Below are 13,456 nucleotides of genomic sequence, written 5' to 3' on the forward strand. Positions count from 1 at the left end.
CGGTTCGGACCTCGGACCTACGACTGGCGAGGAGAAGGTTGTGACGGTCACGCTCACACATGTCGAGACCACGGACGCAGCGAGGCGCGCGGGGGCGCAGGCGCTGCCGCCGGTGACCACGACAGCGACGACAGCGACGACAGCGGCTCAGCTCGAAGCGGAGATCGCGGACAAGTCCGCGGACCTGCCCGACGTCGACGCGGCGCGCGTGGCCCGCAAGACCTTCGCCGGCCTGCCGCCGAACGCCACCGCCGACCAGATCGCCGACCTCGCCGTCCAGAGCGCGGCCGAGCTCATCGGCGAGGAGCCGCAGTACTCGAAGCTCGCCGCCCGCCTGCTGTCCGGGGTCATCGCCCGCGAAGCCGCCGGCCAGGGCGCGACCGGCTTCAGCGCGTCCATCGCCGTCGGGCATCGGGAGGGCCTGATCGGCGATGTGACGGAGGCTCTGGTGAGCTCGGCGGCCGAGCGGTTCGACGCCGCGATCGACCCCGAGGGCGACCTCCGCTTCGAGTACTTCGGCCTGCGCACCGTCTACGACCGCTACCTGCTGCGGCACCCGGTGACCCGCCGCGTGATCGAGACCCCGCAGCACTTCCTGCTGCGCGTCGCCGTCGGGCTGTCGCAGGACCCGCAGGAGGCCGTCGGCTTCTACCGCCTGATGTCCTCGCTGGCCTACCTGCCGAGCTCGCCGACGCTGTTCAACTCCGGCACCCGGCACACCCAGATGTCGTCCTGCTACCTGGTGGACTCCCCGCGCGACGAGCTGGACTCCATCTACGACCGCTACCAACAGGTCGCGCGCCTGTCGAAGTTCGCCGGCGGCATCGGCATCGGCTTCTCCCGGGTCCGCGGGCGCGGCGCCCTGATCCGCAGCACCAACGGCCGCTCCAACGGCATCGTCCCGTTCCTGCGCACGCTGGACTCCTCGGTCGCCGCGGTCAACCAGGGCGGCCGGCGCAAGGGCGCGGCGTGCGTGTACCTGGAGCCGTGGCACCCGGACGTCGAGGAGTTCCTCCAGCTGCGGGACAACACCGGCGAGGACGCGCGCCGCACGCACAACCTGAACCTGGCCAACTGGATCCCGGACGAGTTCATGCGCCGCGTCGAGGCCGACGGCCTCTGGTCCCTGATGGACCCCGACCAGGTTCCGGAGCTGCCGGACCTGTGGGGCGCGGAGTTCGACGCGGCGTACCGCGCGGCCGAGGCCGAGGGCCGCTACGTCCGGCAGGTCTCGGCGCGTGAGCTCTACGGCAAGATGATGCGCACACTGGCGCAGACCGGCAACGGCTGGATGACGTTCAAGGACGCATCGAACAAGCTCTGCAACCAGACCGGCGTCCCCGGCAACACCGTGCACCTGTCGAATCTGTGCACTGAAATCATCGAGGTCTCCTCCGACGCCGAGACCGCCGTCTGCAACCTGGGCTCGATCAACCTCGGCGCGCACCTGACCGCGTCCCGCGACGCGATCGACTGGGACCGGCTGCGCGCCACGGTCCGCACCGCCGTGGTCTTCCTGGACCGGGTCATCGACATCAACTACTACCCGAGCGAGCAGACCGCGGCGTCGAACCCGCGCTGGCGTCCGGTCGGGCTGGGCCTGATGGGGCTGCAGGACGTGTTCTTCGCGCTGCGGCTGCCCTTCGACGACGCGCGGGCGCAGGAGCTGTCGACGCGGATCTCCGAGGAGATCTACCTGACCGCGCTGGAGACCTCGGCCGGGCTGGCGGAGGAGTTCGGCGCGCACCCGGCGTTCGCGGACACCCGCGCCGCGAAGGGCGACCTGCAGCCGGACCTGTGGAACGTCGCCACCTCGCCGGAGCTGGCCGCGCGCTGGAGCAGGGTCCGCGGCCGGATCGCGGCCACCGGCCTGCGCAACTCGCTGCTGGTGGCGATCGCCCCGACCGCGACCATCGCCTCCATCGCCGGCTGCTACGAGTGCATCGAGCCGCAGGTGTCGAACCTGTTCAAGCGCGAGACGCTGTCCGGGGAGTTCCTGCAGATCAACTCGGCGCTGGTCGGCGAGCTGAAGGCGCTGGGGCTGTGGACCCCGGCGGTGCGCGAGGCGATCAAGCGGGCCGAGGGCTCGGTGCAGGGCGTCGAGGCGCTGCCGGCGGAGATCAGGGCCCTGTACCGGACGGCGTGGGAGCTGCCGCAGAAGGCGCTGATCGAGCTGGCCGCGGCCCGCGGGCCGTTCGTCGACCAGTCGCAGTCGCTGAACCTCTTCCTGGCCGCGCCGACGATCGGGAAGCTGTCGTCGATGTACATGTACGCCTGGAAGGCCGGGCTGAAGTCCACATACTACCTGCGCTCGCGGCCCGCGACGCGGATCCAGCAGGCGACGGTCGCCGCCACCGCCGCCACGGCCACCCCCGCCGACCTGCCGGTGATCGCCGACGACGACGCGATCGCCTGCTCGCTGGAGAACCCCGAAGCCTGCGAAGCCTGCCAGTAAAGGAAATCCGTCTCATGCTGCTCGACCCGGGTCTGGACCTGACCCTGCGCCCGATGCGCTACCCGCACTTCTTCGACCGCTACCGCGACGCGATCAAGAACACCTGGACCGTGGAGGAGGTGGACCTGCACAGCGATCTGACCGACCTGGACAAGCTCTCGGCGGCCGAGCGCCACCTGGTCTCCCGCCTGGTCGCGTTCTTCGCCACCGGCGACACGATCGTCGCGAACAACCTCGTGCTGAACCTGTACCAGCACGTCAACAGCCCCGAGGGCCGGCTGTACCTGTCGCGGCAGCTGTTCGAGGAGGCCGTGCACGTCCAGTTCTACCTGAACCTGCTCGACACCTACGTGCCGGACGAGGACGAGCGCACTGAGGCCTTCGCGGCGGTGGAGAACATCCCGTCGATCCGGCGCAAGGCAGAGTTCTGCTTCCGCTGGATCGACTCGCTGGGCGATCTGAAGCGGCTGGAGACCCGCGAGGACCGCCGGGCGTTCCTGCTGAACCTGATCTGCTTCGCGGCGTGCATCGAGGGGCTGTTCTTCTACGGCGCCTTCGCGTACGTGTACTTCCTGCGCTCGCGCGGCCTGCTGCACGGCCTGGCGTCGGGCACCAACTGGGTGTTCCGCGACGAGTCGATGCACATGGCCTTCGCCTTCGACGTGGTGGAGACGGTCCGCGCCGAGGAGCCGGACCTGTTCGACGACGAGATGGCACAGCAGGTGCGCGCGATGCTGGCCGAGGCGGTCGAGTGCGAGACGCAGTTCGCCGAGGACCTGCTCGGCGCCGGGGTCTCGGGGCTGCCGGTGGCGGACATGCGGGCCTACCTGGAGCACGTCGCCGACCGGCGGCTGGAGCAGCTGGGGCTGGAGCCGGTGTACGGGACGGCGAACCCGCTGGGGTTCATGGAGCTCCAGGACGTGCAGGAGCTGTCGAACTTCTTCGAGCGGCGGGTCTCGGCGTACCAGGTGGCGGTCGGCGGTAGCGTCTCGTTCGACGACGACTTCTAGAAAGGCAGGGGTATGCGGCGCGTGGTGTCGTTGGTGCCGTCGCTGACCGAGGCGATCGCGGCGACGGCACCACGGCTGCTGGTCGGCGCCACGGCGTGGTGCACGCACCCGGCGGAGCTGGAGGTCGAGCGGATCGGGGGGACGAAGAACCCTGACGTCCCGCGGATCATCGCGCTGGCGCCGGATCTGGTGGTGGCGAACGAGGAGGAGAACCGGGGCGCCGACCTCGACGCGCTGCGCGCGGCCGGGGTCTCGGTGCTGGTCACGCAGATCCGGACGCTGGACGAGGCGTTCCGGGAGCTGGACCGGATGCTGACGGTCGGGTGCGGGCTCGACCGGCCCGGGTGGTTGGACGCGGCGGAGGCGGCTTGGGCTGCGGTGGCAGCGAGGGCTGAGGTGGCGGCCGGGGCTGAGGTCCCTGCTGTCATCCCGATCTGGCGGCGGCCGTGGATGGTGCTGGGCCGCGACACGTTCGCCGGCGACGTGCTGGCGCGGCTCGGCGTACGAAACATCTACTCCGACCATGCCGAGCGCTATCCGAAGATCCCGCTGCCGGAACTTCTCGCCGGCGGCGCCGAACTCGTGGTTCTCCCCGACGAGCCCTACGCGTTCAGCGCCTCCGACGGTCCCGAGGCTTTCCCCGGGCTGCCCGCCGCTCTGGTCTCCGGGCGCCATCTCACTTGGTACGGTCCTTCGCTCGCCGAAGCTCCTGACGTGCTCCGTCGCCAGCTTCGCAGTGGCTGATCTGCTGTGAGCTGATCCGCCCAGAGCAGCATCGCGTTCTCAGCCGTCGGCCGCCGGGGCACGGTGAAGTCATGGCAGAAGACGAAAAGACACCCCAGTTCAGTTGGCGCACCCGTGAGCAGCTATTCAGCCGGCGAATCGTGGTGCTCGACGGCGACCTCGACGACGACAACGGCACGCTGCTGACGACACAGCTCCTCTCCCTGGCCACCGAGGATCCGGACGCCGGGATCTCGCTGTGGATCCACTCGCGCGGCGGCTCCGTCCCCGCGATGCTGGCGATCCGCGACGTGATGCGCCTGGTCCCGTGCGAGGTCTCGACCCTCGCGCTGGGCCTGGCGGCCAGCGCCGGCCAGTTCCTGCTGTCGGCGGGCACGCCCGGCCGCCGCTTCGCGCTCCCGCACGCCCGGATCCTGATGCACCAGGGCTCGGCCGGCATCGGCGGCAGCACGGTGGACGTCGAGGTGCAGGCGGACGACCTGCGCCACATGGTGACCACCGTCCTGGGGCTGATCGCCAGCGACACCCGCCAGCCTTACGACCGCGTCTACGAGGACTCCCTGCACGACCGGTGGTTCACGGCGCAGCAGGCGAAGGACTACGGCTTCATCGACCACATCGTGGACTCCTTCGGGCAGGTGGCGCCCGAGCGCAAGCGGATCGGAATCACGGCATGAGCACCTACACCGTCCCCTACGTGACGACGCAGAGCCCCCGCGGCGAGCGCGTCACGGACATCTACTCGCACCTGCTGACCGAGCGCATCATCTACCTCGGCACGGCCATCGACGCCGGCGTCGCCAACGCCCTGATCGCCCAGCTGCTGCACCTGGAGTCCGACGGCCCCGACCGCGAGATCAGCCTCTACGTGAACTGCGAAGGCGGCGATCTCACCTCCATGCTGGCGGTCTACGACACCATGCAGCACATCAAGTCCCCGATCCGCACGACCTGCGTGGGCCAGGCGATCGCCGTCGGCGCGGTCCTCCTGGCGGCGGGCACCCCGGGCCTGCGCTCGGTCCTCCCGCACGCCCGCGTGGTCCTGCACCAGCCGGCGGCCCGCGGCCAGGGAGCGATCCCGGACTTGATCATCCAGGCCGACGAACTGGTCCGGATGCGCAGCGAACTGGAGACGATCCTGACCCAGCACACCGGCCAGACCGCCGACCGCCTCCGCCACGACACCGACCGCGACCGCGTGTTCACGGCCGCCGCGGCGGTGGAGTACGGGCTGGCGGACCAGGTTCTGGGGCCGCGAGAGTAGGGGCGGGCCGACCGGCGGCAGCAAGACCATCAACGCGCGCAGGGCCCACGCAGGGCCCACCCACCCAAGGGGGTCCACCAGCCTCAAAAGGAGCGCGCGCCAGCCGACTCGCTCCAGGATCGGCCCTGCGCCGCCAGCCGGTCAACGCCCGCCCCCGAATTCGCCGCGAAGTTGCGTCAAATGAGCGAACGAACCCCGCCGACCGCCCCTCAGGCCGCCAGCGCCAGCAGCACCGGACCGCCGCTGCTGCGGCGCCGCGTCGGCAGCTCCCGTCGCACCCTGCTGAGCGCCGCCTCCTGGCGCTTCAGCCGCAGCACCTCGGCGACGGACTCGGCGAGCCCGCCGAGCGTCGTGCCGAGCGCTCCGGCGACCGCCGCGATCATCTCGCTCGACGGCTCCTTGAGCCCGCGCTCCACCTCCGACAGGTACTGCGGAGAGATGCCCGCGCGGCGCGCGGTCTCCGCGAGGCTTTCCTGATGCTCGCGCCGCAGCCCGCGCAGGTGCTCGCCGAGCACCTCGCGCCACAGCGGCTCGGGCTCGGGGGCCGCGGGCTGCTTCGGCGGCTGGTCGGCGTGTCCGCCGGGGACGACGTGCAGTCTCAGAAGCTCGCTCATGATGTGAGCGTACGGACCGGCGGCGAGGCGAGTCCCGCTTGTCTGCTGACAGCAGACACGGCTGCGCGGAACGGGTGACCCGGCTTGCGGCGCCGCAGATTCATGCGGACGACGCCTCGCCGCAGCCACGCCGCCACGCCGCCGCAATTCGCCATGCCGACGCAGTTCGCCTCGCCGACCAGCGCAACACGCGCGACTAGCCACTCGCCGGCCCGCCGATCCGCCGCCGAGTCCGACACGCCCGACCTCGCGACCTCACGACCGGCCTCACCACAGCTCCATCCCAGCCCGAGCGCGAGCCTGCCGCCGACCGACCGCAGCTCGCCGCCCCCTACACCCCCTCCGGAGCCCCCAACTTCTCCAGAATCCGATGCATCCCGCTCTCCCAGTTCGCCTTCAGCGCCGCCACCGCCCCCGGCAGGTCCTCCGCGACCAGGCACTCCGCGATCTTCTCGTGCTCCACCGCCGACCGCTCCAGCACCTGCCGGTCGCCGACCACGACCCGCTCGTACCGGTGCATCGTCAGCTTCAGCGTCGTAATCAGGTCCATCAGCCGGTCGTTGCGGCATCCGGACAGCAGCTGGTCGTGCCACTCGTCGTCGTACCGCTCGATCACGCCCAGCTCGGCCTGCGGCGCGGAGAACGCGTGCGCCTCCTCCAGCAGCCGCGGCCCGATCTCCTTCAGGTGCTCGGCCGGCGACAGCTCCAGCGCCAGGGACTCCAGGGTCGCGACGATGGTCGTCAGGTCACGGAACTCCTGCGGGCTCATCGGCGCGAAGCGGAAGCCCTTCCCGCGCTCGCTGATGATGATGCCCTCGCGCTCCAGCCCGATCAGCGCCTCGCGCAGCGGGGTGCGGCTGACGCCCAGGTCAGCGGCCAGGTGGACCTCGTTGATCGGCTGGTCCGGGTCGAACTCGCCCCGGCCCAGGCGTTCGAGGAGCACGTCCTTGATCTGCTCGCGGAGCGGCCGCCGCTCGATCGCCATCCGGTAGTCACCTTTCCCGCACTGCCCGTCATCCCCATTGTTCCGCACCCCGGGCCGTTTTCCGTCACGCGGTGCCGGCCCCGTCCACCGTGATCACGGCGCCGCTCACGAACGCCGCCGCCTCCGACGCCAGGAACGCCACCATCTGCGCGATGTCCCGCGGCTGCCCGATCCGCCCCAGCGGCCGGTCGGCGGCGTCGGCGTAGAAGGACTCGACGGCCGCCCCGAGCTGCTTCGCCTCGTCGGCCAGCATCCCGGTGGCCGTGTCGCCGGGGCACACGCAGTTGACCCGGATGTTCTGCGGCCCGTGGTCGATCGCCATGGCCCGCGTCATGTTCACCACCGCCCCCTTCGACGCGCAGTACGACACCGCACTCGCGCCGCCCTTGATCCCCCACCCCGACCCGGTGTTGACGATGCTCCCGCCCCCGGCCGCCGCCATCAACGGCACCACCCGCCGGCTCATCAGCAGGATCGACTTCACGTTGACGGCCATCACCAGGTCCCAGTCGTCCTCGGCGATGTCCAGCACCGTCGAGCGCCGGATGATCCCGGCGTTGTTGAAGAGCACGTCGACACCCCCGTGCGCCGCGACGGCGGCCGCCACCACAGCATCGCAGTCCGCGGCCCGCGAGACATCACAACGCACGAACACGCCCCCGACCTCCTTCGCGGCCTCCTCCCCGCGCTCGGGATCCAGATCCGCGATCACCACCCCCGCACCGAGCTCCGCCAGCACCGCGGCGGTCGCCCGCCCGATCCCCGACGCACCACCGGTCACGATCGCGCTCTTGCCACTCAGGTCGATCATCAGGACTGCCTTTCGTTCACGGGATAAAGGATCGTACGGCGCCACCCCACGACGACCCGCACATAGCGCGGAAACGCCCGGTCCAGCGCATCGTCACCGGTGTCGACGAGCAGCGGACGCCCGCCGAGCGCCACGACCTTCGCCTCGGTCGCCACGACGTGCAGCCGATCGAGCCCCACGGCCCGCAGCACCTCCGGCGCCAGCTGCTGGTTGCCCCGCCCGAGCAGGAACCCCTGGCCCCCGATGGGAGTGAGCGCGATGCGCGCCGGGGCACCGGCGACGAGTTCGAGGAGCTGGTCCGCACTCGCATCGGCGGCGACCAGCGTCGAGCCGTCGACGACGTTCACGCCGAGCACCGGCACGTCGACACCCCAGACGGCGGCGACGGCGCGGGTGGTCGTGCCGGGCCCGAGCACCAGCAGCTCGCCCGGCGCCAGGTAGGAGCGCAGCTCGGCGGCGATACCGGAGACCGCGTCAGGCGTGACGCTGGAGCTACCGGTCTTGCGCTGCTGGACGCGCGCCGGGACGTCGGGCACGCGAAGGTAGCCGAACAGCTGCGGCGAACCCTCGACGCGGTCGACGACCTCGGCCTCACGCACCCGCGAGAACGTGGCGGCGACTTCACCGGCCGCGCGCGGGTTGACCGCGAAGACGGCCGAATGCATCTTCACGCCGGTCGGGATGCCGAGCACCGGCAAAGTGTCGCCGACGGCTTCGAGCACGTCGCGCGCGGTCCCATCGCCGCCCGCGAACAGAAGGAGATCAACTTGCGGTGCCAGCGCACGTGCCGCCGCAACGGTGTCCGCCGCCGACGTCGGCTCACCAGGCGCGAAGACCACCTCGGGCGCGAATCCGGCAGCCCGCGCCGCCTCCTCACCCATGGCACCCGCGACGGTGAGCACCACGCTGTCGGGACGCCGCGCGCGCAGCTCGGCCAACGCAAGCGTCGCGCGCCCGGCAGCACGAGGCACGGCGCCCAGCGCAAAGGCCCGCTCTTGCACCTCCGCGCCATCGCTGCCCTTGAGCCCGACCCGGCCGCCGACGCCGGCGACCGGGTTCACCACGAGCCCGACCCTCACGAGTGCGACCCCCGCAGCCCAACTGCAGCACCGCGCACGCTCGCGCCCCTCCGCCCGCGCCACAAACCAGGCTCGCGCTCTCGACGCGCCACGCCGCCGCACCGCGCAGCATCCGCCGCCAGCCGCGCAGCCACATCACCCGCCGCACCCACGCGCGTCAGCCCACCCCGCACCCTCACCCCACCTTCCGCCGATAGGCCCGCCAGGTAACCGCCCAAGTCCCCGGGTCCTCCAGCGACGCGTCCCGCATCCGATGGATCGGCCCGTTGTGCGGCGCCCCGCGCACCGCCTCAGGCTCCTCATAAGCCTCGCGCGCGACCTCTGCCAGGATCGCCGCGTACTCATCCAGGTCCGCCTGCGAGTACGACTCCGTCGGCTCCAGCGTCATCGGCTCCGGCACCAGGTACGGATGGTGGCTCGTCCAGTAGTGCGTCCCGAAGTCCGCGACGCGGTAGCCGATCTCCTCCGAGTGCACGCCGGTGTCCGCGTTCAGCTTCTCCCAGCTGTAGCGCGCCTGCTCCACGCGTCGTCGGCCCTGCGCGTACGGCAGCGACACTCCCTTGATCTCCAGCACCTTCGAGATCAGGTAGTTGTTGTTCAGCACCGCCGTCTCGGCGACCTCGCGCAGTCCCGGGCCGCCCAGCGCCATGATCCACGCGTAGGCCCGCACCAGGTTCGGCACCACGCCGTAGAACGGCCGGATCTTGCCGATCGACTCCGGCCGGTCGTCGTCGAAGAAGTACCGCGACCCGTCGAACTCCACCGTCGGCCGGGGCAGGAACGGCGCCAGCGCGGACGTCACCGCCGACGCCCCGGCCGCCGGACCGCCGCACATGTGCGGCGTCGAGAACGTCTTGTGCAGGTTGAAGTGGCACAGGTCGAACCCCGCGTCCCGGGCCCGCGTGATCCCCAGGATCCCGTTCGCGTTGGCCTGGTCGTAGCAGCACAGCCCCCCGACCTCGTGCACCAGCCGCACGAACTCCTCGATCCGCGGGTTGAAGATTCCCGTGTCCTCCGGGTTCGTGATCAGCAACGCCGCCGTCCGGGGCCCGACCGCGGCCCGCAGCGCCTCGATGTCCGGATACCCGTCCGCGTCCGGCATCAGCGTGATCACCCGGTACCCGGCCGTCTTCGGCGCGGCCGCGTTCGTCGGGTGCGAGAACTGCGTCGTGATGATCTCGTCCCGCAGCTCCCCATCCCCGCGCGAGGCGTGGTACGCCCGGATCATCGACACGTTCGCGTAGATCGCCGACGACCCCGACGCCGGCTGCAACGACACCCGGTCCATCCCGGATATCTCCTTCAGCAGCCCCTCCAACCGGTACAGGATCTCCAGCACCCCCTGCACCGAGCCCTCGTCCTGCAACGGATGCAGCTCCGCGATCCGCGCGTCCCGCACGAACGAGTCGTTCACCTTCGGGCTGTACTTCATCGTGCACGTGCCCTGTCCGACGTCGACATTCAGATCGACGCCCAACGTCTCCTGCGAAAGCCGCATGTAGTGCCGCAGCACATGCGGCTGCGACATCTCCGGCAGCCCCGGCGCCGCGACGCGAGCCAGCCCGGCCGGCAACGAAGGAACCGGCAGCGACGTGACGGGAACCCCGACCCCCCGCTCCCCCGGACTCGTCAGCTCGAAGATCAGCGGCTCGTCCCACCGCGCCTGGTGAAACCGCCGCAACCCCGGCTTCGGCGCGACACGGGCATCAGCCGGGGAAACAGGACCATGCGACACCGACGAACTCACTTGGCGATCTCCTCAAGAACGGCGGCGAGTCGATCGACGTCCTCGCGCGCATGAATCTCCGTCACGCAGAACAGCGCATCGCTGTCCGACAGCACCTTGCCGCCCTGGATCCCCCGCTCCAGCAGCAGAGCATTGATCTCCGCAGCGGTTCGCGACCCGGTGAACCGCACCACGAAGTCGGCGAACGAAACCAACCCGGCGTTCGGCGCCGAGACACCAGGCACCGCCGCCAACCGCTCCTGCGCATAAGCCGTCAGCGCGAGAATCGTCTCCCCGATCTCCCGCATCCCCCGCGGCCCCATCAACGCGAGGTAGACACCGGCCATGATCCCGTTGAGCGCGGCCGCCGTCCCGACCCACTCCTTGCCCTCCTCGCGAAGCGCGAAGGACGTCCGGTCGTAGAACACATCCCCGAACCCGTACTCGCCCTCGACCACCGTCGGCACCACCCCGAACAGCCGCGACGGAAACTCCCGCACCAGCCGTTCCTCGTCCCGGGTGGCGATGAACCCGGCGTTCCCGCCCCCGAAGCTCATCCGGATCCCCAACGGCTGGATGTCCCCGCAGACGATGTCCGCGCCGTACGAAGCCGGTGAGGCCACCACCCCCAGCGAGATCGGATTGCACCCGACCACGAACAGCGCCCCCACCGCGTGCGCCCGCTCGGCCAGCGACGGCAGCGCCGCGTCCAGCACCCCGTGGTAGTTCGGCGCCTCGATGTAGACGGCGGCGACGTCGGCCCCGACCACCAGATCAGCGGCCTGCCAGCCGTCGTGGGTCCCGTCCAGCACCTCGACGTCGTGGTCCGGCCGCACGAAGTCCACGATCTTCGACAGCTTGTCCGGATCGACCGGCCCGACCACCAGCACCCGCCGCCGCCCGGTGGCGCGCCCGGCCATCCGCAGCGCGGTCCCGGCCGCCTGGAACCCGTCGTAGGTCGGGACGTTGACGACGTCCAGCTCCAGCAGTTCCCCCATCAGCGACTGGTACTCCCACAGCGCCTGGAAGCGGCCGTGGTCCTCGTACGGCTCGCCGGCGTACGCGGTCAGGAACTCGCTCCGGTTCCCGATCTCCTCCACCACCGCCGGGACATGGTGCTGATAGCAGCCGGCGCCCAGGAAGCTCAGCTCGGCCGGCTTGTTGCGGGACAGCAGACGGTCCATGTGCCGGACCAGTTCGGCTTCCGAGCGCAGCGGATCCGGCAGGTTCAGCGGCCGGTGCAGCCGGATCGAGTCCGGGATGTCGGCGTAGAACTCTTCGACACTGTCCGCGCCGATCGCGGCCAGCATTCGCCCTCTGATCTGGGGATCACTGTTCGGGATGTACGGATGGCCCACAGGTTGCCTCGCTCTTACCTCTTGACGAATGACCGTCATACAGTCTTCTGTATACAGCATTCAGTATTGCGGCAGAGGAGGGCACGGTGTCAATGAGGACCACACGGCGTTCGGCACTGCGGCTGGGCATCGGGGCGCTCGCGGTCGCGGTGACCGGCGGATGCGCCACCGGCGGCGGCAAGAAGGCGGCCGCAAAGAGTGTCAGCACGCAGACCCAGGTGGCCGGGTCCATCACGGTCTGGTCCTGGGACGTGGCGGCCAAGGCCCTCAAGCGCCTGGCGCCGGCCTTCGAGCAGCAGCACCCGGGCGTGAAGGTGAACGTCGTCGACATCGGCTACGACAACGCCTACGACAAGATCACCGTCGGCTTGAAGTCAGGCGCCGGACTCCCGGACGTCCTGCAGGTCGAGGGCTTCAAGATGCAGAGCTACATCGGCACGTTCCCCAGCGGCTTCTACGACCTGAGCGCCCTGGCGGCGCAGTACAAGGCCCAGTTCAACGCCGCCGCCTGGGCCACCGGCACCGACAGCGCCGGCAAGGTCTACGCACTGCCCTGGGACGTCGGACCCTGCGGCGTCTTCTACCGCACCGACATCTTCCAGCAGGCCGGCGTCGACCCCGCCTCGATCCGGACCTGGGACGACTACATCGCGGCCGGCGTGCAGATCAAGGCGAAGACCGGCAAGAAGCTGCTCGTCGTGGACCCCACCGGGGACAGCACGTTCCCGATGATGCTCCAGCAGGAGGGCCAGGGCTACTTCGTGGACGACAAGATCGCCGTCGCCACCCCGGCGGCGGTGACGGCGATGACCCTGATGAAGCAGCTCAACGACAAGGGCCTGGTCGACTACGAGAAGGGCTGGGACGCGCTTGTCGCGTCGAACAAGGACGGCAAGGTCGCCACCGCCCCGACCGCGGTCTGGTGGTCCGGCACCCTCACCGACGAGATGCCCGAGCTGAAGGGCAAGTTCAGCGTCATGCCGCTGCCGGCCTTCACCGCCGGCGGCGTCCGCACCTCCAACAACGGCGGCTCGCTGCTGACGGTCTCCGCGCAGAGCAAGAACTCCGCGACGGCATGGGCCTTCATCCAGTTCGCCCTGGCGAATTCCGACAACCAGGTGTCGATGCTGAAGAACGAAGGCATCTTCCCGGCCTTCGAACCGGCGCTGTCAGACCCCTACATCACCGGCCCGCAGGACTACTACGGCGGCCAGACCACCTTCAAGACCTTCGCCGACCTGACGAAGGACATCCCGCCGATCCAGTACACCGGCGACTACTCGAAGGCCAGCGATCTGGTCACCGACGCCACGAACTCGGTGATGCAGGGCGGCAAGGATCCGAAGTCGGCGCTGGACTCGGCCGCGCGGCAGATCGCCTCCGCGACGAACCGGCAGATAGCGCAATAGC

General features: G+C 70.3%; 12 protein-coding genes. 6 read left to right on the forward strand and 6 right to left on the reverse strand.

The window, feature by feature from the left end; all coding sequences use genetic code 11:
- Nucleotides 1-163 precede the first annotated feature (163 nt).
- From ABH920_RS37545 to ABH920_RS37565, 5 genes are all read left to right on the forward strand, one after another.
- Nucleotides 164-2,455, forward strand: a complete 2,292-nt coding sequence (locus ABH920_RS37545) for a ribonucleoside-diphosphate reductase subunit alpha (protein WP_370354168.1) — start codon at nt 164-166, stop codon at nt 2,453-2,455.
- Nucleotides 2,456-2,469: 14 nt separating this feature from the next.
- Entirely contained in the window at nt 2,470-3,465 is a 996-nt protein-coding gene (locus ABH920_RS37550) for a ribonucleotide-diphosphate reductase subunit beta (RefSeq protein WP_370354041.1), read from the forward strand.
- A gap of 12 nt (nt 3,466-3,477) precedes the next feature.
- Nucleotides 3,478-4,209 carry a helical backbone metal receptor gene (locus tag ABH920_RS37555; RefSeq protein WP_370354042.1) on the forward strand — a complete coding sequence of 244 codons (732 nt, stop codon included), beginning with the start codon at nt 3,478-3,480 and terminating at the stop codon, nt 4,207-4,209.
- A gap of 71 nt (nt 4,210-4,280) precedes the next feature.
- Nucleotides 4,281-4,886: a ClpP family protease gene (locus ABH920_RS37560; RefSeq protein ID WP_370354043.1), complete on the forward strand. Its 606-nt coding sequence runs from the start codon at nt 4,281-4,283 to the stop codon at nt 4,884-4,886.
- Nucleotides 4,883-5,473 carry a ClpP family protease gene (locus ABH920_RS37565; RefSeq protein WP_370354044.1) on the forward strand — a complete coding sequence of 197 codons (591 nt, stop codon included), beginning with the start codon at nt 4,883-4,885 and terminating at the stop codon, nt 5,471-5,473. Before ABH920_RS37560 ends, ABH920_RS37565 begins: the two co-directional genes overlap by 4 nt.
- Nucleotides 5,474-5,682: 209 nt before the next feature.
- Here ABH920_RS37565 and ABH920_RS37570 read toward each other — a convergent pair whose 3' ends face one another.
- From ABH920_RS37570 to gcvPA, 6 genes are all read right to left on the reverse strand, one after another.
- The gene (locus tag ABH920_RS37570; protein ID WP_370354045.1) at nt 5,683-6,087 is read right to left on the reverse strand and encodes a helix-turn-helix domain-containing protein; all 405 of its coding nucleotides are present in this window, start codon (nt 6,085-6,087) and stop codon (nt 5,683-5,685) included.
- Between the two features lie 331 nt (nt 6,088-6,418).
- The gene (locus tag ABH920_RS37575) at nt 6,419-7,072 is read right to left on the reverse strand and encodes a GntR family transcriptional regulator (RefSeq protein WP_370354046.1); all 654 of its coding nucleotides are present in this window, start codon (nt 7,070-7,072) and stop codon (nt 6,419-6,421) included.
- 64 nt (nt 7,073-7,136) lie between these two features.
- Nucleotides 7,137-7,883, reverse strand: a complete 747-nt coding sequence (locus ABH920_RS37580) for an SDR family NAD(P)-dependent oxidoreductase (RefSeq protein ID WP_370354047.1) — start codon at nt 7,881-7,883, stop codon at nt 7,137-7,139.
- Nucleotides 7,883-8,962 carry an ATP-NAD kinase family protein gene (locus ABH920_RS37585; RefSeq protein WP_370354048.1) on the reverse strand — a complete coding sequence of 360 codons (1,080 nt, stop codon included), beginning with the start codon at nt 8,960-8,962 and terminating at the stop codon, nt 7,883-7,885. Before ABH920_RS37585 ends, ABH920_RS37580 begins: the two co-directional genes overlap by 1 nt.
- Before the next feature lie 175 nt (nt 8,963-9,137).
- Nucleotides 9,138-10,709, reverse strand: a complete 1,572-nt coding sequence (gcvPB, locus tag ABH920_RS37590) for an aminomethyl-transferring glycine dehydrogenase subunit GcvPB (RefSeq protein WP_370354049.1) — start codon at nt 10,707-10,709, stop codon at nt 9,138-9,140.
- Nucleotides 10,706-11,998: an aminomethyl-transferring glycine dehydrogenase subunit GcvPA gene (gene gcvPA, locus ABH920_RS37595; protein ID WP_370354050.1), complete on the reverse strand. Its 1,293-nt coding sequence runs from the start codon at nt 11,996-11,998 to the stop codon at nt 10,706-10,708. The genes gcvPB and gcvPA overlap by 4 nt, the downstream gene beginning before the upstream one ends.
- Before the next feature lie 140 nt (nt 11,999-12,138).
- On the opposite strand from gcvPA, the gene ABH920_RS37600 reads away from it, so the two are divergent.
- Nucleotides 12,139-13,455, forward strand: a complete 1,317-nt coding sequence (locus tag ABH920_RS37600; RefSeq protein ID WP_370354051.1) for an ABC transporter substrate-binding protein — start codon at nt 12,139-12,141, stop codon at nt 13,453-13,455.
- Nucleotide 13,456: the final 1 nt, after the last annotated feature.

This window comes from Catenulispora sp. EB89, from assembly GCF_041261445.1.
GTDB lineage: Bacteria > Actinomycetota > Actinomycetes > Streptomycetales > Catenulisporaceae > Catenulispora.